Source organism: Acinetobacter sp. MF4640 (assembly GCF_002018895.1).
GTDB classification, from domain to species: Bacteria; Pseudomonadota; Gammaproteobacteria; order Pseudomonadales; family Moraxellaceae; genus Acinetobacter; species Acinetobacter johnsonii.
In genome coordinates this window covers 41,642-66,693 of record NZ_MVOM01000017.1, presented here as the reverse complement: position 1 = coordinate 66,693, position 25,052 = coordinate 41,642, and the positions used below count along the sequence as shown (strand labels likewise).

22 protein-coding genes and 1 tRNA gene are annotated in these 25,052 nt (G+C 42.9%); 17 read left to right on the top strand and 6 right to left on the bottom strand.

Translation table 11 applies throughout. The features are described 5' to 3' along the window. Positions 1-166: 166 nt before the first annotated feature. From MF4640_RS07860 to MF4640_RS07840, 5 genes are all read right to left on the bottom strand, one after another. Positions 167-970, bottom strand: a complete 804-nt coding sequence (locus MF4640_RS07860) for a DUF4198 domain-containing protein (protein WP_078389194.1) — start codon at positions 968-970, stop codon at positions 167-169. A 142-nt stretch (positions 971-1,112) separates the two neighbouring features. Continuing rightward, positions 1,113-1,454 (bottom strand): hypothetical protein, encoded by a 342-nt coding sequence (locus MF4640_RS07855; protein WP_078389198.1) that lies wholly within the window; start codon positions 1,452-1,454, stop codon positions 1,113-1,115. Between the two features lie 152 nt (positions 1,455-1,606). Beyond that, a tRNA-Glu gene (locus MF4640_RS07850) sits at positions 1,607-1,682 on the bottom strand. A 92-nt stretch (positions 1,683-1,774) separates the two neighbouring features. Further along, positions 1,775-3,283, bottom strand: coding sequence for a glutamate--tRNA ligase (gltX, locus tag MF4640_RS07845; RefSeq protein ID WP_078389193.1), 1,509 nt, complete (start codon positions 3,281-3,283; stop codon positions 1,775-1,777). A gap of 148 nt (positions 3,284-3,431) precedes the next feature. Continuing rightward, positions 3,432-3,716, bottom strand: a complete 285-nt coding sequence (locus MF4640_RS07840) for a hypothetical protein (RefSeq protein WP_062032184.1) — start codon at positions 3,714-3,716, stop codon at positions 3,432-3,434. Positions 3,717-4,104: 388 nt separating this feature from the next. Here MF4640_RS07840 and MF4640_RS07835 point away from each other — a divergent pair, with 388 nt between their 5' ends. From MF4640_RS07835 to MF4640_RS07795, 9 genes are all read left to right on the top strand, one after another. Next, positions 4,105-5,103: a sulfate ABC transporter substrate-binding protein gene (locus MF4640_RS07835; RefSeq protein WP_078389197.1), complete on the top strand. Its 999-nt coding sequence runs from the start codon at positions 4,105-4,107 to the stop codon at positions 5,101-5,103. A gap of 252 nt (positions 5,104-5,355) precedes the next feature. After that, positions 5,356-6,375, top strand: coding sequence for a sulfate ABC transporter substrate-binding protein (locus MF4640_RS07830; protein ID WP_078389192.1), 1,020 nt, complete (start codon positions 5,356-5,358; stop codon positions 6,373-6,375). A gap of 188 nt (positions 6,376-6,563) precedes the next feature. Further along, positions 6,564-7,487, top strand: coding sequence for a 16S rRNA (cytosine(1402)-N(4))-methyltransferase RsmH (gene rsmH / locus MF4640_RS07825; protein ID WP_078389191.1), 924 nt, complete (start codon positions 6,564-6,566; stop codon positions 7,485-7,487). Continuing rightward, a complete protein-coding gene (gene ftsL, locus MF4640_RS07820) occupies positions 7,487-7,819 on the top strand; it encodes a cell division protein FtsL (RefSeq protein ID WP_004691506.1) in 333 nt (110 codons plus the stop codon). Before rsmH ends, ftsL begins: the two co-directional genes overlap by 1 nt. 12 nt (positions 7,820-7,831) lie before the next feature. Beyond that, on the top strand, positions 7,832-9,655 hold the full coding sequence (gene ftsI, locus MF4640_RS07815) for a penicillin-binding protein PBP3 (protein WP_078389190.1): 1,824 nt from the start codon (positions 7,832-7,834) through the stop codon (positions 9,653-9,655). Between the two features lie 7 nt (positions 9,656-9,662). Next, a complete protein-coding gene (locus MF4640_RS07810; protein ID WP_078389189.1) occupies positions 9,663-11,159 on the top strand; it encodes a UDP-N-acetylmuramoyl-L-alanyl-D-glutamate--2,6-diaminopimelate ligase in 1,497 nt (498 codons plus the stop codon). A 9-nt stretch (positions 11,160-11,168) separates the two neighbouring features. Further along, entirely contained in the window at positions 11,169-12,578 is a 1,410-nt protein-coding gene (locus MF4640_RS07805; protein WP_078389188.1) for a UDP-N-acetylmuramoyl-tripeptide--D-alanyl-D-alanine ligase, read from the top strand. Next, positions 12,579-13,697 carry a phospho-N-acetylmuramoyl-pentapeptide-transferase gene (mraY, locus tag MF4640_RS07800; RefSeq protein WP_058951625.1) on the top strand — a complete coding sequence of 373 codons (1,119 nt, stop codon included), beginning with the start codon at positions 12,579-12,581 and terminating at the stop codon, positions 13,695-13,697. A gap of 69 nt (positions 13,698-13,766) precedes the next feature. Then, positions 13,767-14,573: a putative RNA methyltransferase gene (locus MF4640_RS07795; protein WP_078389187.1), complete on the top strand. Its 807-nt coding sequence runs from the start codon at positions 13,767-13,769 to the stop codon at positions 14,571-14,573. Between the two features lie 31 nt (positions 14,574-14,604). Here MF4640_RS07795 and ponA read toward each other — a convergent pair whose 3' ends face one another. After that, the gene (gene ponA, locus MF4640_RS07790; RefSeq protein WP_004978087.1) at positions 14,605-17,133 is read right to left on the bottom strand and encodes a penicillin-binding protein PBP1a; all 2,529 of its coding nucleotides are present in this window, start codon (positions 17,131-17,133) and stop codon (positions 14,605-14,607) included. A 165-nt stretch (positions 17,134-17,298) separates the two neighbouring features. Between ponA and MF4640_RS07785 the strand changes: the two genes are divergently transcribed. Genes MF4640_RS07785 through MF4640_RS07750 form a run of 8 tightly spaced genes read left to right on the top strand, consistent with a single transcriptional unit; the run spans position 17,299 to position 24,891 of the window. Continuing rightward, a complete protein-coding gene (locus tag MF4640_RS07785) occupies positions 17,299-18,357 on the top strand; it encodes a pilus assembly protein PilM (RefSeq protein ID WP_004978085.1) in 1,059 nt (352 codons plus the stop codon). Then, the gene (locus MF4640_RS07780; protein ID WP_078389186.1) at positions 18,357-19,013 is read left to right on the top strand and encodes a PilN domain-containing protein; all 657 of its coding nucleotides are present in this window, start codon (positions 18,357-18,359) and stop codon (positions 19,011-19,013) included. Before MF4640_RS07785 ends, MF4640_RS07780 begins: the two co-directional genes overlap by 1 nt. After that, complete coding sequence (locus tag MF4640_RS07775; protein WP_078389185.1) at positions 19,010-19,732, top strand: type 4a pilus biogenesis protein PilO; 723 nt, start codon at positions 19,010-19,012, stop codon at positions 19,730-19,732. The genes MF4640_RS07780 and MF4640_RS07775 overlap by 4 nt, the downstream gene beginning before the upstream one ends. Next, entirely contained in the window at positions 19,732-20,259 is a 528-nt protein-coding gene (locus MF4640_RS07770; protein ID WP_078389184.1) for a pilus assembly protein PilP, read from the top strand. The genes MF4640_RS07775 and MF4640_RS07770 overlap by 1 nt, the downstream gene beginning before the upstream one ends. A gap of 19 nt (positions 20,260-20,278) precedes the next feature. Continuing rightward, a complete protein-coding gene (gene pilQ / locus MF4640_RS07765; protein WP_078389183.1) occupies positions 20,279-22,357 on the top strand; it encodes a type IV pilus secretin PilQ in 2,079 nt (692 codons plus the stop codon). Between the two features lie 37 nt (positions 22,358-22,394). After that, positions 22,395-22,928 (top strand): shikimate kinase AroK, encoded by a 534-nt coding sequence (aroK, locus tag MF4640_RS07760; protein WP_005401350.1) that lies wholly within the window; start codon positions 22,395-22,397, stop codon positions 22,926-22,928. 30 nt (positions 22,929-22,958) lie between these two features. Continuing rightward, a complete protein-coding gene (gene aroB, locus MF4640_RS07755; protein ID WP_005401349.1) occupies positions 22,959-24,044 on the top strand; it encodes a 3-dehydroquinate synthase in 1,086 nt (361 codons plus the stop codon). Between the two features lie 7 nt (positions 24,045-24,051). After that, the gene (locus MF4640_RS07750; RefSeq protein ID WP_005401348.1) at positions 24,052-24,891 is read left to right on the top strand and encodes a hypothetical protein; all 840 of its coding nucleotides are present in this window, start codon (positions 24,052-24,054) and stop codon (positions 24,889-24,891) included. Positions 24,892-25,052 lie beyond the last annotated feature (161 nt).

Here is a 25,052-nt window from a genome sequence, read left to right as displayed (position 1 = left end):
TTGCTGGAACAGTCTAAAATGTTTGTTTTGCCTGAAAGAAGATCAAGGCAATGCCCTAGAGTCGTCAAAATAAAGCCTCAAAAGTACCCAAGAAAATGCCAGTCAATTTCTTAACTGACTGGCATTAAGCCTTCGGGCTGGTTTTTTTATGCTTATCAATTGCCGCTTAAGGCGTTTTAGGGGCATTCACTTGTAAGCTGATAATGGTGTAATACTGATTTTTAGGTTTTGCTTTGACATCGACTTTTTCGCTCACTTCAATCAGGTATTGCCCAGCTTGTGCAAACGTGAGTGTGGCATGGCCTTGTGCATCGACAGGTGTGCTTTTCGCTTGTTGCTCAAGCTCACCTTGAGCACGAACCATCAGTTCTGCATGTGTAAGTGCTTTGCCTGCTTGGGTAATTTGCAGCTGTACAGGTTGTTGCACCGTGATTTGGTTTGGATGGGTTTTGAAGTTGACTTGAATTGGGGCTGGCGTTACAGCAACAGGTGAGGTGCTGTCTTTGCTCACATAGCTTTGAATGCTCCATTCGCGAACCGTAGAGACCTTGCTTGGTACTTTGCCTTTAAAGTCACTCGGAATGACATAGTCACGCTCGCTTAAAGCAGGGACTTTGTCTGCTGCGACATCGGCAAAAATTTTCCATTGACGATTATGTTGTACATATTCAATTGGATATGAGGTCTTGGCAAAAATGGTATAGGTGCCTTTTTCCGGTAGCTTAAGATCAAATGCAGTTGCAGATTCTAAGTGCTTTTGTGCTTGAATCATAGTCTGTGTTTGGTTTGGCTGGAAAACGGTGAACGAAATATCTTTTAGGGTATATTCAGGATGAAAGGCTTGTTCTGCATAGGCGCTCAATACAGGGACTTGGCTATTTTCAGTGTGATACGCCAGTGGAGCGACATAGGGTTCATGTGCTTGAGCCACTGAACAGAATAAAAGTGTGCAGAGTAGAGCGTTTTTCATAAAGACTAGGCCTAAAAATATTTCGTAAGATGAGGTTTTTGATTATATCGAGAAAAACTAACAGGTGATAATAATTATTATTTGAGTAGATAAAAAGGGAGTGCATAGACTCCCTTTTTGGATGCGGGTTCTAAGTTAAGGCTTAGATTTCCCACTCATGGTCACATTCACGGCATTTCCATTTTTTCTGAGACTGCATGAAGCCTTGCATTGAAATCTTAAAATCAGGAAGGTCGCGGTAAAATAAGAAGCCAGCAATCACACATATGATGAAAACCACAACCGTTGCAATTTGTAGTGTTGAGCCAGTGCCATTCCCGAATAGCCACATTGCGATGCTAATGAGCACCAAAAGTAATAATACAAAAATGGCTGGAACTAAAAAAACCAGACTTTTAGGCACGACAGGGCGTGTTGCTGGAGCCCCCGCTTGAGCAACAGGCATAATTTTTGGGCTTTGACATTGAGGACAACGATATTGCATTACAACTCCAAAATTCGAATCTATGCTGTATTCTAATCGGATTGGAGCAGAAAGCCAAAAAAGCGTGGTAATGAAGTGCTGATAATTTTGAGGCAATAAAAAACCCAAGTCATAATGCTTGGGTTTTTTACCAGATGTTGCCATCTTAAATATGGCGTCCCTACGGGGATTCGAACCCCGGTTACCGCCGTGAAAGGGCGATGTCCTAGGCCTCTAGACGATAGGGACTTATTGAGGCATCACGTTGAGTGGTTAACACCGTCTCTCTGTGTGAGCGCTATATTAGGGATATAACGCCCATGCGTCAACTAAAAAATCAATTAAGCTTCATCAACTGCTTCATTTTTCGGCAATTTTAGACTTTCATTGAGTTTTTCCCAAACTTTTGCTTCTTTTTTGCTTGGACCACCCACAATTTCAAGGGCATGACGTAAGCGCGCGAAGGTTAAGTCAGGGCCAATGGTGACCATGGTTTGCATCACTGGGGTCGAAGCGGTTGAACCTGCAATGGCAATAAAGAACGCTGGCATAAAGTCACGGAGCTTAATTTCCATTTGGCTGGCTAAGTCCATCAAGGTTTGACTTACGGTGTCATTGTTCCATGTGAACATGCTTTCCAAACGCCAAATCGCAAATTGAAGACTTTGACGAACTTGTTCTTCGCTCAGTTTCTTGCTTTCAAACTGTTCTTTAGTCAAGCTTGGGAACTGGTTAAAGTAATGCGCAGACCAGTTCACCGCTTCTGAAAGCAAGTTGATACGAGGTTGAATCGCTGCGGCGATGTCTTCGAGCATCTTACGATCGGCTTTCCATGCCAATAAAGTATCTAACAGTTCAGCAGGGCTTAAGCCTTTGATCCATTGACCATTGAGCCAATTCAGTTTTTCCACATCAAAAATTGGACCACCGAGGGATACACGTTGAATATCAAAGTGTTCAATCATCTCCGCCAATGTGAATTTTTCGCGTTCATCTGGCATCGACCAGCCCATGCGGCCTAAGTAGTTCAACAAGGCTTCAGGCAAGACACCAATATTTTTGTAGTAGTTAATAGAGGTTGGGTTCTTACGTTTCGACAGTTTTGATTTGTCTGGGTTACGTAATAATGGCATATGACCCAGTACAGGCATTTCCCAACCAAAGTATTGATACAGCAACTGATGTTTAGGTGCAGAAGGCAACCATTCTTCGCCACGGAAAACGTGGGTGATTTGCATCAAATGGTCATCGACAACATTGGCAAGGTGATAGGTCGGTAAACCATCTGTTTTAAGCAAGACTTGCATGTCCACTTGTGCCCAAGGGATTTCTACTTCCCCGCGCAGTAAGTCATTGACTGTACAAATGCCTTCTTCTGGCACTTTCATACGAATCACGTGTGGCTCACCTGCAGCAAGACGATTTTGGATTTCTTCAGCAGATAATTTTAAACCACGACCATCGTACTTTGGTGTTTCACCACGTGCCTGTTGTTCTGCACGCATTTGATCCAACTCTTCGCTCGTTGCAAAGCAGTAGAACGCATGACCTTTTTCAACCAAATCCAGTGCATATTGTTTATAAATATGCATGCGTTCAGACTGGCGATACGGTGCATGTGGCCCACCAATGTCTGGACCTTCAGACCAATTCAATCCTAACCAACGCAATGAATCTAAAATCATTTTTTCAGATTCAGGAGTCGAACGAAGTTGGTCGGTATCTTCAATCCGCAGAATAAATTCACCACCATGTTGCTTGGCATAGCATAAGTTAAATAACGCAATATACGCTGTGCCCACATGCGGGAAGCCAGTTGGAGAGGGTGCAATACGAGTACGAACAGTCATAGCCAATTATGATTCAGAATGTAAATTGAGGTCTATTATAACGAAAAAGACCGACCACTTAATGCTTAATTCAACATTCAGTGATCAGGCTTTAGTACGCAAATGTCATAACTTGAGAGTGGTTACGACACTGTGGCTTATTTTTAGTTTAGAGGAACAATGATTGCACAAAACGGCTAAAGCGCTGGTTTTGTGTAGCAAAGAAATTTTGTGTCGGTGCAACTTTGATTGAGGTCATGATTTTTAAATCAGTATCCGTCATTGTGGTTCGGTCACTGCCTTTTTGTTGGCTGAGCGCTTTTTCGATCAACGATGTTTTCTCAGTTGGCATCGTCGCTTTATCATTGCTTTGAATGGCTGCACTATGTCCCAGTTGGCTAAAACAAGCCAAGCCGATACTTAACGTAACGGTATGTAAAAATGTTGATTTCATGTCCTTTTCCCCCTCTCAACATGGTATTGGAACAGATTTTTATTAAAGTCATTGGTAATCTATTTTCAATTTAACCGATTTTACAAATAAAAAAGTAGAAATGTGTCACACAATTTACAAAATTATAAACAAATTTGGGCTAAATTGACATTTAAACATCAAATATAAATCATTTGGCTTTTTGTACCAAATAACTGTGGAGATAGCATGGAGATTTTGAGCTTGATCTGTGGAGGATGGATATGGGCTTATCCCTAAAAGTGCACAAAATAGTCCTTTTAGAGATATCTTTTTATCAGATATAAAAGCCATAATTAATTATAACTAGATGATTGTGTTGATTTTTTGTTGTTTATATAGTGAGCAAATTCAGTTCGAGTGTAAAGCAATGAAAAAAATATTAGCGACATCTATTTTAGTATTACTTGGGGGCTTTGCAGCCAGTGTTTATGCGGCAAAAGATTTTTTAAATGTGTCTTATGATCCGACCCGTGAGTTTTATCAAGAATATAATCAAGCCTTTGGACAGTATTGGAAAAGCAAAACTGGGCAGGAGGTCAACTTTAAGCAGTCTCATGGTGGATCGGGCAAGCAGGCACGTGCCGTTGCAACTGGTCTACAAGCAGATGTGGTGACCTTGGCTTTGGCCAATGATATTGATGAAATTGTGAATACTGGACAAATTGATAAAAACTGGCAAAAAGAATTTCCAAATAATTCTGCACCTTATACTTCAACCATTGTTTTTTTAGTGCGTAAAGGTAATCCCAAACAAATTAAAGACTGGAATGATTTAACCAAAGCGGGGGTTGAGATTATTACCCCAAATCCAAAAACAGGCGGTGCACCGCGTTGGATCTATTTATCGGCTTGGGGTTATGCGTTAAAACAACCGGGAGGTAATGATGCTAAAGCCAAAGAATTGGTGAAAAAACTTTATCAAAATGTCAAAGTCCTTGATTCTGGTGCTCGAGGTTCATTGACCACGTTTGCTGAACGAGGCATAGGTGATGTGTTGTTGTCTTGGGAAAATGAAGCTTTACTGGCAACCCAAGGCCTAGGTAAAGACAAATACGATATTGTTTATCCGTCTATTTCGATTTTAGCGGAACCGTCAGTTGCGATTGTGGACAAAACCGTCGACAAAAACGGCAATCGAAATTTGGCCAAGGGCTATTTAAACTATCTATATTCGCCAAAAGGGCAGGAGTTGGCGGCGAAGCATTTCTTCCGTCCACGAAATAAACAAGTGGCGACTAAATACCTTGCTCAGTTTCCAAAGCAAAAAACCTTTAATATTAATGATGTCTTTGGAGGGTGGGCCAAAGCGCAGAAAACTCACTTTGTAAATGGTGCGATCTTTGATCAAATTTATACTGAAAAATAAACGTGCTGTGGTTTAATGAGATCACGTTCGGACATAAAAGTGGATATACGTATATCCACTTTTATTATATTTTAAGCATAAAAATGTATATAATAAGAATAAGTAAAGTGTTTGCTATTATTTTAAATAAAAACAATTCATTAAGTCTCAGTGATTCAAAAATAATGTGTATTTAAAAAACAAAAGCGAATTGCGATTTATGATTTTGTTTCATATATTTAGCATAATTCTTGATATTTAATTTAATACGCCATGAAAACGCATTTGAAATCTCTTTGGGCTGCTGCCGTAGTGGCAACAGGTCTGACATTCAGTATGACATCAGCTCAAGCGGCTGACCGTACTATGCTCAATGTATCCTATGATGCAACACGTGAATTTTACGATGAGTTCAATAAATCCTTTGGTGCCTATTGGCAAAGCCGTACAGGACAAACGGTTGACTTTAAACAGTCACACGGGGGTTCAGGTAAACAAGCCCGTTCGGTCGTGGATGGTCTAAAAGGGGATGTGGTGACCTTGGCCTTAGCCAATGATATTGAAGAAATTGTTAAATCAGGTCAAATTCAGCCGGGTTGGCAAAAAGAGTTCCCAAATAACTCTGCGCCTTATACATCGACCATTGTGTTCATGGTACGCAAAGGCAACCCGAAAAAAATTAAGGACTGGTCTGATTTAACCAAACCGGGTGTACAAATTATTACGCCTAATCCTAAAACAGGCGGTCTACCACGTTGGGTGTATCTGTCTGCTTGGGGTTATGCACTGAAACAACCTGGTGGCAATGAGGTCAAAGCCAAAGAGTTCGTGGGTAAAATGTACCATAACGTGAAAGTGATGGACTCTGCGGCACGGGCGTCTATGACCACCTTTGCAGAACGTCGCATTGGTGATGTGTTATTGACTTGGGAAAATGAAGCCTTAGTGACACAAAAAACTTTAGGTAAAAATCAGTTCGATATTGTTTATCCATCGATCTCGATTTTAACCGAGCCTTCGGTGGCAATCGTGGATAAGACCGTGGCGAAAAATGGCAACAAGTGGTTAGCACAGGGTTATATCAACTATTTATATTCACCACTGGGTCAGGAAATGGCGGCGAAACACTTCTATCGTCCGCGTAATGCTGCAGTTTTAGAAAAATATAAAGCGCAATTTCCACCGTTAAAAACCTTCACCATTGATGAAGTGTTTGGTGGTTGGGCCAATGCTCAAAAGACCCACTTTGTGAATGGGGCGACCTTCGACCAAATCTATAATAGCCGTAAATAATCCAGTTAATTATTTCAGCTACTACTTAAAAAGCCTCCCTTGGGAGGCTTTTTTTGATAATGAATGCCGTTTAAAAACGGTTTTGTCTATGAAAAGTAATATTTCCCTACAAAAAGTCGTTTGGAGCTTTGTTAAAACAAGGTAATAATGTGCAGTTACATTTTTCCTTCCGATCATATTGAGTCTTTATGTCGCATATTTCTGTATTACTTCACGAAACTGTTGATGCTTTGGTAGCAGATCGCAATACAGGGATTTTCATTGACGGGACGTTTGGTCGTGGCGGACATACGCGCTTGCTGTTGTCTAAGCTGGATGAAAATGCACGTGTCTATGGTTTTGATAAAGACCCGCAAGCACTGGAAACAGCCGCGATTTTAGAACAAGAAGATCCACGTTTTAAAATTATCCATGCCAGCTTTGCTGACCTTAAGCATGAGTTAGAAGTACGCGGCATTGGCTTGGTGGATGGGGTTATGGCCGATTTGGGCGTGTCTTCACCGCAGCTTGATCAGGCTGAGCGTGGCTTTAGTTTTATGAAAGATGGACCACTGGATATGCGTATGGACAATTCAAAAGGTCCAACCGCAGCACAGTGGCTGGTCAATATTGAGGAAGAAGCGTTAGCCAATATTATTTTTCAATATGGTGAAGAGCGTTATAGCCGTCGTATTGCCAAAGCCATTAAAGTGGCTGGGTTGATTGAAACCACAGCGCAGTTGGCTGAAATTGTGAAAGTAGCGCACCCGAAATGGGAAAAAAATAAACATGCCGCAACACGAACTTTCCAAGCAATTCGTATTGCCATTAATAAAGAATTAGAAGATATTGAAGTTTTCCTACCGCAAGCGGTAGACGTATTAAAACCGAATGGTCGCTTGGCTGTGATTAGCTTCCATTCCTTAGAAGATCGATTAATTAAACAATTTATTCAAAAAGAGTCGACACTTGAGGAAGACATGGGTTGGGGTATGCCACAACAACGACCAGATACACGTCGTTTAAAGAAAGTATCACGTGTGAAAGCAAGTGATGCCGAGGTTAAAGCCAATCCACGTTCACGTAGTGCATGGCTTAGAGTTGCAGAGCGCTTAGCACTTAAAGGCGAATAATGAAAACTGAAGTCGTTGAAAAAATTCCAACAAAGTTAAAGTTTAAGAAGCTGATTGCCTATGTCATTTTATTGGTGCTGGTGTTTATCAGTGCCATGATGGTGGTGTTCCAAGTGTTTGAATACCGTCATGACTATCGCGAAATGAGCTCTTTTATGCGCGAGCGTGATGACTTAAATGCAGAGTGGGGCCGTTTGCTGATTGAACAGCAAACTTTTGGCGCAACTGCACAAATTGGAACGCGCGCGGTGACGCAACTGCGCATGTATTCACCACCTGCGGCGCAAACCGTAGTGATTTCTTTACCCACGACTTCAGAAGACAAAAAATAAGGCCGCTGTAACATGGTAGAAAAGCGTAAACCCACTCGTAAAAAACAGCAAGCGGTGACTGAAAAATCGGCTCTACAGGTTGAAATGTGGCGCTTTTATCTCATGTGGGCGGTGGTTTTAGCTTGCTTTATTGCTTTGGTTGGACGTGCTTTTTACGTACAGGTCATCAATACTGAGTTTTTGCAAAACAAAGCCAATGCCAATATTTTAAGAACTGAAAAAATTAAAGCCATGCGCGGTGTGATTTATGACCGTCATGGTGTGCCTTTGGCGATCAGTACGCCGATCATGAAAGTGGTGATTGATCCACGTGATTATTTTGATAATAAAAAACTGTTTGATGAGATTACTGCTGAATTAGCCAAAGATCCGCACAATCGTAAATTGAAGCGTCAATTACCAGACAAAAACCTAAATCTGGATGAACTGGCTGATGCTGTGGGCATGGATCGTGCAGAACTGAAGCGGAAGCTGAATGAACGTCCGCGTTCGCGCTACTTGGTCTTGAAAAAAGAAGTGCCACCTCAGCAAGCTGAACTGATTGCGAAACGTGAGTTCCAAGGGGTGTATACCGAAAAGAACTACAAGCGTTACTATCCGCAACCACAACCGAATGCGCAAATTATTGGTTTGACCAACAGTGAAGGTTCGGGTATTGAAGGTTTAGAAATGCAGCTGAATCAACGCCTGTCGGGTATTGATGGTGAGCAGCAAATTGTTCGAGATAAAAAGGGCAATCGTTTTAAAGATGCCGAGGTAGTTAAAGAAGTTGAGCCGGGCGAAAATATTACGCTCAGTATTGATTCGCGCCTTCAGTACATTATGTACCGTGAACTGACCGCTGCGGGTGTAGCCAATAATGCTCGTTCTGCAACAGCGATTGCGGTCGATGTGAAAACGGGTGAAATTTTAGCGATGGCGTCGTGGCCGTCGTATAACCCGAACGATAAAAATAGTTTGTCGAATAAAGATGCCATGCGTAACCGTGGTGCGGTTGACTCTTTCGAGCCGGGTTCAACCATGAAGCCTTTGACCATTTCAATGGCTTTGGAAAGCGGCAAATATATGCCGAATACGGTGGTCAATACCACTCCGGGTTCAATGCGGGTCGGTAACCACACCATTCGAGATACGCATAACTACGGTCCACTGACTTTGGGCGGGATTATTCAAAAATCCTCTAACGTGGGTGTGGCTAAAATTGCCTTATCTCTCCCTTATGCAACTTTACCGACTTTTTACAAACGTCTCGGTTTTGGTCAGCGTTCTGCGGTTAAATTCCCCGGTGAAAGTGGTGGTTTAATTCTTCCACCAAGTAAATGGAATGTATCGGAAGTCGCGACCATGGCATATGGCTACGGCTTAAATGCGACTGTGCTGCAAATGGTGGATGCTTATGCCATGTTGGCTAACAAAGGTGTGAAAATGCCTTTGAGTTTGTATAAGTTAGATGCGCCGCCCCGTGGTGAACAAATGATTGATCCAAAAATTGCGGATCAAGTTTTGTTGATGATGGAAACGGCAACTTTACCGGGTGGTACCGCGACTCGTGCAACCATTCCGGGTTACCGTGTGGGGGGTAAAACAGGAACCGCACATAAATTACGTGCTGACCGTAAAGGCTACTCAACCAATGAATATCGTGCACTTTTTGCTGGTGTAGCACCAGTCAGCGACCCGCGTTTAGCGATGGTGGTTGTGGTCGAAAACCCGCAAGGGACCTACTATGGTGGTACGGTGTCTGCGCCTGTATTTGCCCGTGTTATGCAAGAATCCTTACGTTTAATGAACGTGCCTTTAGATAAACCTTTAGATGCTCCTGTAATCAAGAAATAGGTGATGAATGTCCATTACATTTCAACAACTCTACACCGCTAACCAAAACGCTGAATGGATGGCACAGCCATTTCAAGGTTTTGTTCTTGATAGTCGTAAAGTACAGGCAGGGCAAATTTTTATTGCGCTGACATCACTTTCACAACCTGAGAAAACAGAGCAGTTTGCACAAATAGGCTTGGACAAAGGGGCTTTAGCGGTGGTGAGTGAAACTGAGCTTGGGCTTGAAAACAGTATAGTGGTGCCGAATGTACGCCACTTGATGGGGGGCTGGCAAAAGCAATTTTTGTTGGCCACTAGCCAAGTACAGCCTGCTCGTATTTTAGCGGTGACAGGAACCAATGGTAAAACCACGATTTCTCGTTTGGTTGCTGAGCTGTTGATGTTGCAAGGTCAGTCTTGTGCTGTGATGGGCACGACAGGTAATGGCATTTTACCCAATTTAGAAGCATCGTCGCATACCACTTTGGATGCGCTACATTTACAAAATGCATTACATAGCTATGCCAAGCAAGGTGCTGAATTTGCATCGATTGAAGCCTCTTCACATGGTTTGGAACAAGGCCGTTTAGCGGGTAGTGAAATTGAAATTGCTGCATATAGCAACTTAAGTCGTGACCATTTGGACTACCATGGCACGCTTGAGTCCTATGCCGAAGCTAAATCTCGCTTGTTTCAATTTCCATCATTGAAAGTTGCAGTCATCAATCTGGATGATGAGCATGCTGGAGTCATGATTCAAGCGGCACAAAATAATCCAGCTCGACCGAAAATTTTAACCTATTCAACCACGCAGCCTGCAGACTATCAGGTGAAGAATATTCAATATAGCCTGACGGGTGCGAACTTTAGCCTGTGTACGGCACAGGCCGAATATCAGGTACAGAACCCATTATTGGGTCATTTTAATATTGAAAATTTGGTCGCAAGTTTAATTATGGTTGAACAAGCGGGTTTTGATTTAGCCGATGTGGTTACTACGACAGCACAGCTGAAGGGTGCACCAGGCCGTATGCAAGTGATTTGTGATGATGCGCGTTTGTTTGTGGTTGATTATGCGCATACGCCTGATGCTCTGGTGCAAGTCTTAAGTACGTTGAAGCGCCATGTGGAACAGCAACTCTGGGCAGTATTTGGCTGTGGCGGAGACCGCGACCGTGGCAAACGCCCACTCATGACCCAAGCTGCTTTAAATGGAGCGGATGTAGTGTTGTTGACTTCAGATAACCCACGTACAGAAAATCCTGAGCAAATTTTTGCCGATATGAAAGCGGGGATTGATTTCTCAAACCGTGTGGTTCATGAAATCCATGATCGTCGTGAAGCGATTAAATTTGCAGTCCAACAGGCCCAAGCGGGTGATATTGTCATGATTGCAGGCAAAGGTCATGAAAACTATCAAGAAATAGAGGGTGTTCGGCATTGGTTCGATGATGTCGTTGAAGTGCAATCCGCGATTGATGCACAGCACCACACTACTGATTCTGCTTATCCTGCACACTAAGGAAGTCGTATGCATACCTCAACAACCAGCACAGTGCCTTTAGTGTCATGGACCGCCGCACAGTTGCTCGAAGCTACCCAAGGTTATTGGCTAAATGATCAAGCGCCAAATACTGAAATTAAGCGTATTTTGACGGATTCGCGTGATGCAGAAGCAGGAGATGCTTTCTTGGCACTCAAAGGCGAACGTTTTGATGCACATGCTTTTATTACGCAAGTTGCTGAACAAGGTTGCCAAGTGGCCATTGTGAGTCAGCCTATTGATGCAGAGATTTGTCAGTTGGTGGTGCCTGATACACGTTTGGCATTGGGACAACTGGGGGCTTATCGCCGTGCACAAAACCCACAGCTAAAAGTGATTGCGCTGACGGGGAGTAGTGGTAAAACCACCACCAAAGAAATGTTAGGCAGTATTTTGTCACGTATAGCACCAACGTTGGTGACCCGTGGCAATCTGAATAACGACTTGGGTGTGCCAGTCATGTTATTGGAATTACGTCCTGAGCATCAATATGCAGTGATGGAATTGGGTGCAAGCCATCAAGGTGAAATTGACTATACCTCGAATTTGGTCCAGCCCTTGGTTGCAGGCATTATCAATATTGGTACAGCACACTTGGGTGAGTTTGGTGGACGTGATGGTATCTGCCGTGCCAAATCTGAGATTTATGCGCATATTGCTCCAAATGGCACATCAATTGTTCCTACAGCCGATGATTTTGCTGATAGCATTCGTCAAGCAGTGCAAACTGAACAGGTGCTCAGCTTTGGTGCGGGTGGTGAAATCTTTGCCACTGAGATTGAACTACAGGCGCAATCTGCAACATTTAAGTTGAATACCCCGCAAGGCGTGCGTCAGGTGAATTTACCATTTGCTGGGGAGCATAATGTTCAAAATGCAACCGCTGCGGCAGCTTTTGCTTTAGCGATTGGTATTAGCTTGGATGATATCGTGCTTGGCCTTGAGCAAGCGGTCGGTGCAAAAGGGCGTTTGAACTTTATTCAACAAGGCCGTCATTTGTTAATTGATGATACCTACAATGCCAACCCAACCTCTATGCGTGCCGCTGCTGAAGTGCTTACACAGCAAGAGGGGGTTCGGGTGATGGTGATGGGTGATATCGGTGAGCTAGGTAGCTCTGCTGCACAGCAGCACTATATGCTGGGGCGTGATTTGGTCTCAGTGAAAGGGCTGAACTTCGTGGTGGCTGTCGGTGAATTTGCACCTGCGGCACAAGAAGGCGCACGCAGCACCCAATATGGCAAAAAAATGCAGGCTTTTTTGAATCAAGAGCAGGCTTTGCCGTTCTTACTCAGTTTAATTGAAACACATCAACCCCAGTCTATGAGTTTCCTGTTTAAAGGTTCTCGTTATACCCATATGGAAACGTTGATGGCTGATTTGATGGAGAAACTCTAAATGTTGTTATGGTTATTTGAACAACTGGCGGGCTATCATAGTTCGTTTCAGGTGGTTCGTTATTTAACATTGCGTTCTTTGCTCAGTGTTTTAACCGCACTGACCATTGGTCTAGTGCTCGGTCCTGTGATGATTCGCAAGTTGCAAGCACTCAAATATGGTCAAGCCGTGAGTTCATATGCTCCTGAAAATCATGCCAAAAAAATGGGTACACCAACCATGGGTGGGGTGCTGATCTTACTCTCAATTGGTATCTCCACACTGTTGTGGGCAGACTTATCCAACCCTTATGTATGGATTGTCTTGGCAGTGATGGTGATTTTTGGTGCAGTGGGTTGGGCCGATGACTGGATCAAGATTCGCTATAAAGACAATGCAGGTTTACCTGCCCGTAAAAAGTTCTTTTGGACCTCGCTTGCATCATTGGGCGCAGGTATTGCGCTATATGTAATTGCACAGCAACAGACTAATCCTGTACATACCGCAAATATGCTGGATCTGCTAATTCCATTTTTTAAAGATTTAAGTATTCCTTTGTCGGTGATTCCGTTGGGTATTGGTTTTATTATTTTCACCTATTTGGTGATTAATGGTGCATCAAATGCCGTGAACCTGACCGATGGTTTGGACGGTTTAGCGATTATGCCTGTAGTACTGGTTGCTGCGGGTCTAGGTGTATTTGCATATCTGGCTGGTGATGTCCGTTTTGCCAATTATTTACATATTCCTTATGTACGATTTGCCTCTGAATTGGTGGTGATTTGTGCAGCCATGATTGGCGCAGGTTTGGCCTTCCTTTGGTTTAATGCACACCCAGCACAGGTCTTTATGGGTGATGTGGGTGCATTATCATTGGGCGCAATGCTTGGTACAATTGCGGTCATGGTTCGTCAGGAAATTGTCTTTGCCATTATGGCTGGTGTGTTCTTGGTCGAAGCGATTTCAGTCTTCTTGCAAATTGGCTCCCTCAGAATGCGCAATAAACGAGTGTTCTTGATGGCGCCATTACATCATCATTATGAGAAAAAAGGCTGGCGTGAAACCCAAGTGGTGATTCGTTTTTGGATTATCACAATTATGCTGGTAGTTTTAGGGCTAATGACTTTAAAATTGCGCTAAGCAAAAGTATGAAAAGAGTCGGTATTTGCCGGCTTTTTTTATGCGTGAGGTAATGTCTTGGAGAAAATAATGAATCTGCTCATGTGTCCTGTGTGTCGTGAGACTCTAACTTTAAACGAAAGAACATGGCGCTGTGCGAATTCACATAGTTATGATGTGGCGAAACAAGGCTACGTCAATCTGCATGTCGTCCAACATAAGCACAGCAAAAATCCGGGGGATACGCCTGAGTCGGTACAAGCCCGCCGTGCCTTCTTAAGTGCAGGTCATTACGCGCCTTTACAGCAAGCAGTTGTAAATAAGGTGCGTGATTTACGTATTGAAAATTTACTCGATATTGGCTGTGGTGAAGGCTATTACACAGACGCGATGCAGGCTGAAGTGCTGCAATGTGTTGGTGTCGATATTGCGAAAAATGCAGTGCAAGTGGCTGCGAAAATCAATAAAAAGATTACTTGGGTTGTGGGTACTGGAGCAACTTTACCTGTACTGGATCAGTCAATTGATTTATGTAGCAGTTTATTTAGCCCGATTCCAAAACAAGAGATTTTAAGGGTGCTCAAGCCGCAAGGATATTTATTTGTAGTGACGCCTGCGCCTCAGCATTTGTATGCCATGCGTGAAGCTCTGTTCGAAGAGGTGAAGCCGCATGAACCGAGCAAATTTGTAGAACAGTTGAATGATGCGTTTGATTTGGTGAGTGATGATGTTGTTGATGCTGAATTTAAGCTTAATCAGCAGGACTTAAAAAACCTGATTGCGATGACGCCTTATGCCTATAAAGCAAAACAAGAGCGCCGTGAAGCTTTAGAGGCTCAAACAGCTTTTGAACTACACGCCCAGTATCAAATTTTACTGTTTCAGAAAAAAGCATAAGTATAAAAAAGCCCGCAAATGCGGGCTTATATTATTGGACTTGATCAATCAAATGATCGAGCGCATCCGATTTAGGTTTCGGTTGTTCTTTGGGTGCTTGCATGGTGGGTGGGGTGCTATTCTTTGGAACCAACGTTTCCTCCTCACCCGGCAAATCATCAAAGTCACGCTCAGGAGCACGTGGAACCACCACTGGTGCAGGGCGATACAACGGCTGCGCCAAAGGTGGGGTTGGTCCTAAGTTGCTCTGAGGTGTTTCTTTCTGATGGCGTTGAATCGGTGCTTTGGCTTTAGCGTCGAGTTGAACCCAAGCCGAAGGCGTGCCTTGTAAGGCTTTGGCCATGAAGTCTGTCCAAATCGGGAGCGCAGCCACACCGCCGTATTCGCGGCGTCCCAAAGTTGTTGGTTGGTCGAAACCGACCCACGCTACGGTCACCAATTTGCCATTAAAGCCGGCAAACCAAGCATCTTTTGCATCATTGGTGGTTCCTGTTTTTCCGCCCAAGTCATCTCGTCCAATACGCAATGCAGCACGGCCTGTACCATGTTGAATCACGTCTTTTAAAATATTCGCCATATCATAAGCAGAGCTGGATTTTAAAATACGTTGCGCTTGACGATAGTCACTGTTGATCTCAACAGGATTTGCCGATTTTTCAGCAGGGTTTAGATCTTGGTTGGTGACTTCAATTACTTCATCATCAGGCGTGATGGTGTCAGCAGACTGAGGATTTGATTCTAATTGAGAGATACAACTGATACATGCATATTCAGGGTTGTTCTGATAAATGACTTTGCCATAGGCATCTTCAATACGATTGATGAAATGTGGTTGAATGCGATAACCGCCATTGGCAAAGGCTGAGTAACCTGTGGCCATTTGAATCGGTAAAACCTGAGGTGTTCCGAGGGCAATGGTGTAGTTACGCGGAATCTGTTCATCGGTTAAGCCAAAGTCCATGAACAATTGACGTGTACGTTCAATGCCCACGGTTTGCAGGAGTCGAACTGACACGGTGTTGCGCGATAAATATAGTGCACGACGCAGGGGAATCATACCTAAATAGCGACCATCGGCATTACGTGGTGACCATTTCCCAATGGTGATCGGGCTGTCATTGACCATGCTATACGGTGTCATACCGCGCTCTAAAGCGAGTGCATAGACAAAGGGTTTAATAATCGAACCTGGTTGGCGCCAGCCTTGTGTGGTTCGGTTAAATTTAGATTGATAAAAATTATAACCACCAACCAATGCTTCTACAGCGCCATTGTTTGGGTTAAGTGCAATCAGCTGACCCTGAACTTTAGGCAGTTGCACCAAAGCCCATGAGGTTTTGTTGTCATTGGGGCGCAGACGTACAATGTCTTTTACTTTAACAATCTGAGATGCTCTTGATGGTGCACCGCCTACGGCATTCGCGTTGCGATAAGGACGTGTCCAAGACATGCCAGACCATGGTACGGTTACCGTTGAGCCATCTTGCATTAAGGCATCAAAACTATTTTGATTGACACGGGTAACTTCGGCAGGGAAGGTGTTGGCAAATGCACTAAAGCTACTTAAGGGTTTGTCATGAGCTTCCGCACCACGCCAACCATGACGACGGTCATAGGCTTCTAAACCATCTTGTACCGCTTGTTCGGCATAGGCTTGGCGTTCACTGTTGATGGTGGTGTAAACCTTATAACCAGAGTCAATCGCGTGCTCGCCGAACTTTTCAATCAGTTCGCTACGGACCATTTCACCGATGTAGGGAAATCGGTTGCTTACCCCGCGGTCAGGCATATCGAGGTTAATTGGTTCTGCAATGCCTTTTTCATATTGGCTTTGGTTAATGTAGCCTAGCTGGAGCATACGACCCAAAATCCAGTTACGACGTTCTAAAGCACGTTCGGGGTTGACCACTGGATTGTATTTAGAGGGCGCTTTAGGCAGACCTGCAATCATTGCCATTTGTGCAATGCTGAGTTCGTCTAAGCTTTTGTTGTAGTAAATTTTAGCTGCCGCTGCGATACCGTAGGCATTTTTACCCAAGAAAATCTTATTGACGTAGAGGGTTAAGATTTCCTCTTTCGTTAAATTTTGTTCAATTTTTCGGGCTAGAAAAACCTCAGTCAACTTACGTTTTAACGTACGCTCGGGACTGAGATAATAGTTTTTTGCCACTTGCATGGTGATGGTCGAGCCACCCGTTTGGACGTTTGACCCAGTAATACTTTCACTGACTGCACGTCCTAAACCTTTAAAACTGATACCACTATGCTCAAAAAAAGAAGAATCTTCCGCCGCTAAGAAGGCATGAATAAAACTTCGTGGGATCTGATCGTAATCTACGGGTACAGATAGCTTGCCACCGTATTCCGAAATGAGTTGGTTATCCGCACTATAAACTTGTAAAGGTTTTAGTAATGGCGCCTTTTTTAGAGTTGTCATTTGCGGCAAAGATGGGGCAATATAGAGATACATGCCATAAAAACCCATTGGAATTGAGACCAACATTATAATAATGATCAAAAAAAATGGATGAACACGGCCCGAACAAGATAGCTTTTTCATAACAAGTAAGTTTTAATAAGAGCTAATGGCAAACTAATTAGCGGTCAGTATATCCTGTACACATACGGAATGTTAGATGAGTTATTGTATCCGTATAAAATTATAGACGCGGACTAATTAGTGGGTTACTTTTTTTGGGGATAAAAAAATAATAGGAATGATACTGTGCTCAGGTTATATCGTAAGCCAAGTAAGGGGTTAATAGGAGTAGATATTAGTTCGACTTCTGTTAAGGTATTGGAACTTTCTGTTAAAAATAATCGGTATTGGGTGGAGAGCTATGCACTAGTCCCATTACCAGAAGGAAGTGTGGTCGAAAAAAATATATTGAATCCAGAAGCAGTTGGTGATGCCCTTGAGCGTGCGGTAAATTTGGCCAATGTTCAATCGACAGACGTAGCACTGGCAGTTCCGACTTCCATGGTGATTACTAAAATCATTGAAATGGATGCCGATATGAACGATGACGAACGTGAAATTCAGATTCGTGATGATGCTGAGCAATATATTCCATTCCCATTAGATGAAGCGAGTTTGGACTTTGAAGTCCTTCCAGACCGTTTAGCCAATCCCAATCGTGTCAATGTACTCCTCGTTGCAACCCGCATTGAAAATGTAGAGGCACGTGCCGAAGCATTGGAATTAGGTGGTTTAACGCCTAAGATTGCCGATGTTGAAAGTTTCGCCATTGAAAATGCATTCAAAGTCTTTTCAGATACGCTTCCAATGGGTGTAAACACCGTTGGGATTCTGGACATTGGTCACACCATGACGACCTTATCTGTCATGCAGAATAATAAAGTCATTTATACCCGTGAACAGGTGTTCGGTGGTAAACAACTGACGCAAGAAATTCAAAACCGTTATGGTTTGTCTTTTGAAGAAGCTGGACGTGCCAAAAAAAGCCGTACTTTGCCTGACGACTATGATATTGAAGTACTTGAACCTTTTCTTGAAGCTGTGGTGCAACAAGCAGCACGTTCTTTGCAGTTCTTTTTTTCGTCCTCTCAATTTAATGAGATCGACCATATTTTATTGGCAGGGGGGAATGCCAATATTCCAGGACTGGCGAAGTTATTACAACAAAAATTAGGTTATCGGGTCACCATTGCCAACCCATTTTTACAGATGGGCTTTTCTCCACAAATCGACATTAAAAAAATTGAAAATGATGCTTCATCACTCATGGTGGCATGTGGATTGGCATTGAGGAGTTTTGATTAATGGCAAAAATAAACCTACTCCCTTGGCGTGATGCGTTAAGAGAGAAACGAAAAAAAGAATTTATTGCCTATTGTGTTGGGGCTGCATTAGTTGGGGTTTTAGCTGTTGCTTTGGCTTGGTTCTTTTACAGTCAAAAACTTGAAGATCAAGAACAGGCCAATCAGTTGGTGGTGAGTACCAATCAAAACTTAGATGTTCAATTAAAGTCATTGGAAGGTCTGCAAGAACAGCGCAATGCGATTGTTGAACGGATGAAGTTGATCCAAGGTTTGCAAGGTCAACGTCCTGTAGCTGTGCGTTTGGTCGATGAAATGGTACGTGTCACACCAAGTAATATGTATATTACTAAGTTTGTGCGTACGGGTGATAAATTTACCATTGAAGGTAAAGCGGAAAGCCCGAATACAGTTGCGGAATTCTTACGTAATCTCGAAGCATCGGCATGGTATCGCAATGCCTTTATGAATTCATTCTTGGTTGCTGAAGAGAAAAAAGATAAAGCACCAAGTTCCATCGTGCCACGTGTTGAAGAAACCTATGGCACCTTTGTGGTCACGGCAGATTTAGATGAGATTGCTCAGCCAGTAGCGCCTGATGCGAGCACACCTGAAGCCGCAAGCACAGTTAATAATTCAACAGCGGGGGCAGCACAATGAGTCGCGATGAATTTGAAGAATTAACATCAGAAAACCATGCTGTAACTAAGAAGAAAATGACGGTTGATAAATTTTTTCAACAATTCAATACCTTAGATCCAAACAATTACGGCAGTTGGCCCTTTTCAGTCAAATTGACTTGTTGGATCTTTATCATTTTAGTGATTGCGGCATTGGGTTATTTTGTCGTGATTAAGCCGAAGCTTGATGCGATTTCAAATGCACATGCACAAGAACAAAATTTACTGAATGAGTTTCGTGAAAAAGATTCAAAATTACGTAACTTGCAGCAATATCAAGCGCAATTGCAAGAAATGGAAGCTAATTTCAATCAGCAGTTAGAGCAGTTGCCGAAAGAAACTGAAATTCCTGGTTTGGTTGAAGATATCAACGTGAGCGGCGTAAATTCTGGATTAAAGTTTAAAAATATTCGTTTAGAGCCAGAAATTCGCCAAGAGTTCTTTATCGAACAGCCGATTTCCATTGAAGCGACGGGTGATTATCATTCTTTTGGTTCATTTGTCAGTGGAATTGCAGCTTTGCCGCGTATTGTGACCTTGCATGACTTCGATATCTCAGCATCAAGTAATAATGAGAAAAAGACGGATATTCCGCAAATTTCATACAGTGTAAAGGCTAAAACTTACCGCTATGTCGGGGCGACAGCTGCTGCAAGTGTGGAAAATACAGCTAAAGCAGATGCAGGAGGTGCTCAGTAATGAAATATCAAAATCTCATGCTTAGTCTCTGCGTTGGACTATTCCTTGTCGGTTGTGATTCACGTATTGATGCGGTCAATATGCAAATGGCTGAAATTCGCAATCAGCCACCATTGCCGATTGAGCCTGCGCCAGATTTTCCACCTGTACCGACTTTTAATTATGCAGCGCATCAATTAAAGAGCCCGTTTATGCCAAGCTCGTTAGCCGCTGAACTGAAAATTATGGCTGGAAAGCGTGTCTATCCAAACTTATCTCGCCAATTACAACCTTTGGAAAGTTATGCGATTGAATCGCTTAACATGAAAGGTAGTATGCGCGGGCAAAATGGACAAATTTTGGCGTTAATTCAGACACCTGATGGTGAAATTGAACGCGTACAGCGCGGTAGTTATTTGGGGATGAATCATGGTCGTGTGATTAATATCACCGCCACACAAATTGATTTGGTTGAAATTATTCCGGATGGGCGTGAGGGCTATGTCGAGCGCCCGAGAAGCCTAGTATTAATTGGGCCGGCGCCTTAAAAAAGGAAAAGGAATAAAAATGAAAAATAGTGCTAAAGATTTTATATTTGGGGATGGCAATACGATGAACCATATGTTCCGTCAGTTTTCAATGGGCGCAATTGCAATGGCGGTGATGCAGGCTGCAAGTGCGCAAGTCAGTATTACGAATATTGTGCCGATGCAAATTCCGGGACAGGGAACAGAAATTCGTGTCATGTTCAACGGTTTGCCACCTCAGCCGCAGGCCTATCAGTTGGAACAGCCATCCCGTTTGGTTTTAGATTTTGATAAAGCACAGCAGAGCTTAAAACAAGGTAGTATTGCGGTTGCAACGGCTGAAGCAAGTACTGTGGATGTAACTTCAGATGCACAGCGTTCACGTTTAACTGTAAATTTGGCGGATGCAGGTGCATTTACTACACGTGTTGAAGGCAATACCTTTATTCTGAAAATTAACTCAGCGAATCCAGCGCTAGCAACACCTGTTGCTGCAGCGCGTTCAGAGCAAGGTATTTCAAATATTGGATTCCAACGTGGTTCAGACGGCGAAGGCCAAGTTGTCATTGATTTAAAAGGTAGCAATACCCCTGTTGATGTGAAACAGCAAGGCAGTAAAATTGTGGTTCGTGTTTTGGGAAATAAAATTCCTGTCCATTTATCACGTCGTCTAAATGTGAATGATTTCGCAACACCAGTCTCGACCATTGATGCACAAAACGATGGTAGTAACGGCCTGATTACGATTCAATCGAACGGCAGTTTTGAATATATGGCTTATCAGGCAGAAGATAAGCTCACCATTAGTTTAAAGCGTCCTGAAGATAAAAATCCAATGAAGCCTAAAGCACCAAGTGCTTATACGGGCAAAAAGATTTCTTTAGATTTCCAAGATATTGAAGTACGCCGTGTATTACAGCTCTTGGCTGATTTTACAGGCATTAACATGGTGGCTTCGGACACGGTACAAGGCAATATTACCTTGCGCCTGAAGGATGTTCCATGGGATCAGGCGCTTGATATCATTATGAAAACCAAGAACTTGGATAAACGACGTAATGGTAATGTAATTTGGATTGCTCCTGTGGCTGAACTGATCAAATCTGAGGATGATGAAGCTAAAGCCATTGCACAAAGTATTAAACTTGCACCGATTCAAACCGATTATATTCAGTTGAGCTATGCGAAAGCTGCTGATATTTTAAAATTGCTAGAAGATTCTCGAAATAGCAAAGGGGCGGCATCCAACGGTACGGCTGGCACAGATTCACTAGCTTTAGAAAGCTTATTGAGTTCACGCGGTAGTGTGGTTGCCGATTTACGAACCAATACTTTAATCGTAAACGACACATCGCAGAACATTGATAAGATCCGCCGGATGATTGACTTACTTGATGTTGCAGTGAAACAGGTGATGGTTGAAGCCCGTATTGTAACTGCACAAACAGATTTCTCTCGCGAATTGGGAATTCGTTGGAGTGCGCAAAAACTCAATAACAATCCTGTGTGGGGTGGGGATTTCCAACCGAGTTTTGATTTAGGAGTAGATTTGGCAACGGGTACGGCGGGAACGTTTAACTTTGGTTTGTTAAAAATCTCAGACTATATGTTGAATCTTGAGTTAACTGCGCTACAAGCAGATGGTCATGGTGAAGTTTTGTCGGCGCCTAAAGTACTTACTGGTGATAAACAGAAAGCCTATATTCTACGTGGAGATCAAATTCCTTATCAAACGTGGAGTGCGGATACAGGAACAACAACTAGTTTTGTTGATGCGAATTTAAAGTTGGAAGTCACGCCAAGTATTACACCTGATGGTCGCGTACAAATGTCGTTGAAAATTGAAAAAGATACAGTTGGTACACTAACATCAGCAGGATATTTAATTAATACCAATGAACTTGAAACTAATGTTTTGGTTGATGATGGTGAAACAGTCGTACTTGGCGGTATTTTTGATGACATTAAGCAAAATCAATATGAGAAAGTTCCATTTTTTGGGGATTTGCCTGTAGTGGGTGCTTTATTTAAAAATAACACCAGATCTAGTGCGCAAACTGAGTTATTGATTTTTGTGACACCACGAATTGTTAATGACAGTGTTTCAAGAAATCATTAATATATTTTTAATTTGAACAAATCTAAAAGGTGACTCCTTGCCAAGCAAAGAGTTTGAAACCCTACCAAATATTTATTTGGTAGGGCCTATGGGGGCTGGAAAAACAACGGTAGGACGACATTTAGCTGAACTGTTAGGACGTGAATTTCTTGATAGCGATCATGAGATTGAGCGTAAAACAGGGGCAACGATTCCATGGATCTTTGAAAAAGAGGGCGAGCTTGGATTTCGTAGTCGTGAAACGGTTGTGATTGATGAGTTAACCTCTCGACCCAACTTGGTCTTGGCCACAGGTGGTGGGGCGGTGACTCAGGCTCCAAATCGCGCATTTCTCAAACAACGTGGTATTGTTGTTTATCTTTATACTCCTGTAGAGATTCAACTACAGCGAACCTATCGTGATAAAAATCGCCCACTGCTTCAAGTGGAGAATCCTGAACAAAAGTTAACTGACTTGCTCAGCGTTCGAGATCCTTTATATCGTGAAGTTGCCCATTATATTATCGAGACCAATCAAGGGGCTGCACGTGATCTTGCGCAGCGTATCTTAAACTTGATTCTTTTAAAGTAGTTTTGATTCAGTTTTGAAGTGATTTGATCCATGCAAACCTTATATGTTGAACTTGGCGAACGCCGTTACCCGATCTTTATTGGTAGTGATTTAGATCCGAACGCTTTACTTGAGCCGTATATTCATGGTCGCCAAGTGATGATTGTGAGTAATGAAACGGTCGCGCCTTTGTATTTAGCGCGTTACGTGGCAGCAATTGAAGCGTTGGGAAAAACAGTTGCAACCTGTATTTTGCCTGATGGAGAAAAATATAAGAATATTGAGCACCTCAACCTGATTTTTGATGCATTGCTAGCGTCAGGCTTCAACCGTGATTGTACAGTTTTAGCTTTAGGTGGTGGTGTGATTGGAGATATGGCGGGCTTTGCTTCAGCATGCTTCCAGCGTGGGGTCTATTTTATTCAGGTGCCAACGACACTTCTTTCACAGGTTGATTCGAGTGTTGGTGGTAAAACAGGGATTAATCATCCGCTGGGTAAAAACATGATCGGGGCATTTCAACAACCGCAAGTGGTCTTGGCGGATATGTCTCAACTTAAAACGCTGCCAGCACGTGAGTTATCCGCAGGTTTGGCAGAAGTGATTAAGTACGCACTCTTGGGGGATACAGACTTTCTCACTTGGTTGGAACAACATATAGATGATTTGGTGCAGGGTGATGAAGCTGCACTGGCTGAAGCTGTGTATCGTTCTTGTGCCCATAAAGCGCGTATTGTTGCCAATGATGAAAAAGAGCAAGGTGAGCGTGCCTTATTGAATCTTGGGCATACCTTTGGACATGCGATTGAATCTTATCTAGGCTATGGTGAATGGCTCCATGGTGAAGCTGTGGCAACAGGTATGGTGATGGCAGCAGATTTATCGCAGCGTATGGGATGGATCAGTGCAGAAGATTTGGCGCGTACAAAAAATATCATTCAACGCGCGAATTTACCGATAGTATGTCCGCAGATTCCCCTCGATGACTTTTTGGCGTATATGGCTCATGATAAAAAAGTCTTGAACGGGCAACTGCGTTTGGTTTTGATGCAAGCGGTAGGACAGGCCATCATTACCAAAACATTTGATGTAGAATTGATGAAACAGGCGATTTTAGCCAACCAAGAGCAGGCATAACTTTATTATGGCAACAACCCTTCGAACCCAGTGGCAGACAAAGCAAAATTATATTTGGCTTGCATTCGGAGGGGTATGCTTGTTTGGCGCCTTAGTCTTTTGGGCCATTACAGATCAAGAGACTGTGGTTGAAGTTGAAAAAAAAGCTGAATCTGAAGTTGAGTTACAAATTCAGCCAGAAAAAGTCGCAACAACCGCACATTTAGGTTCATTCCTCGATGAAGTAAAACCTTTGGATATGACGACACGTGTTGTAGCAATCGCGCAGCATGAAGCTGAATTCCGTGGGACCAAATTTATTCAGGAAAATAAAAAGAACAGTGCAGTTGAGTTGTTTAGAGTTTCAGAAGAGGCGATTATTAAGCGCTTTTTGCAAAGACAATCTGATCGTCAAGCGTTTAGTTACTTAAGACTGACGGGTGAAAACCAAATTGAGCAATATGTGCTGATCTATGGTGTGTATAAAAATGCCAATGAGGCGCAAAAGGCATTGGCGGATTTAAAACTGACGTTGCCGAAGTCGGTGCAACCCAAAGTTGAAAAAATTGAAAGCTATGCTGAATATGTCAATGATCTCGGTTCTGATGAACTTGGACTTAGCAATAAGCTCTATGCCGTGCAGTTGAAACCAGCCGCTGTGCCTGTGATTGATGAAGCTACGCTTGCTGCGCGTCAACAAGCGGCACGTGCAGCAGTTGAACAAAATAAACAATCGACCACATCGACAACGGTTACTCGTCGTGATGCGGATGGAAATGTGGTTGATGTGCAAAAGTCACAAACGACCGTAGAGAATGCGCCACAAAATAAAACAAATGAACCTGAAGTGACCGACCCATTTAATTAAAATTGGATCATTATGGCGCATCAAAAAATGTAAATTCCATATGTGCACAGATATGGTGCAATAAATGGATTATCCTCGAACTAGTTTTTTACGTAAAAAACACAAACCTAATAAAACTAAAGCGCTTAACACACAAAATAAATAATTGGCATAAAACTTGC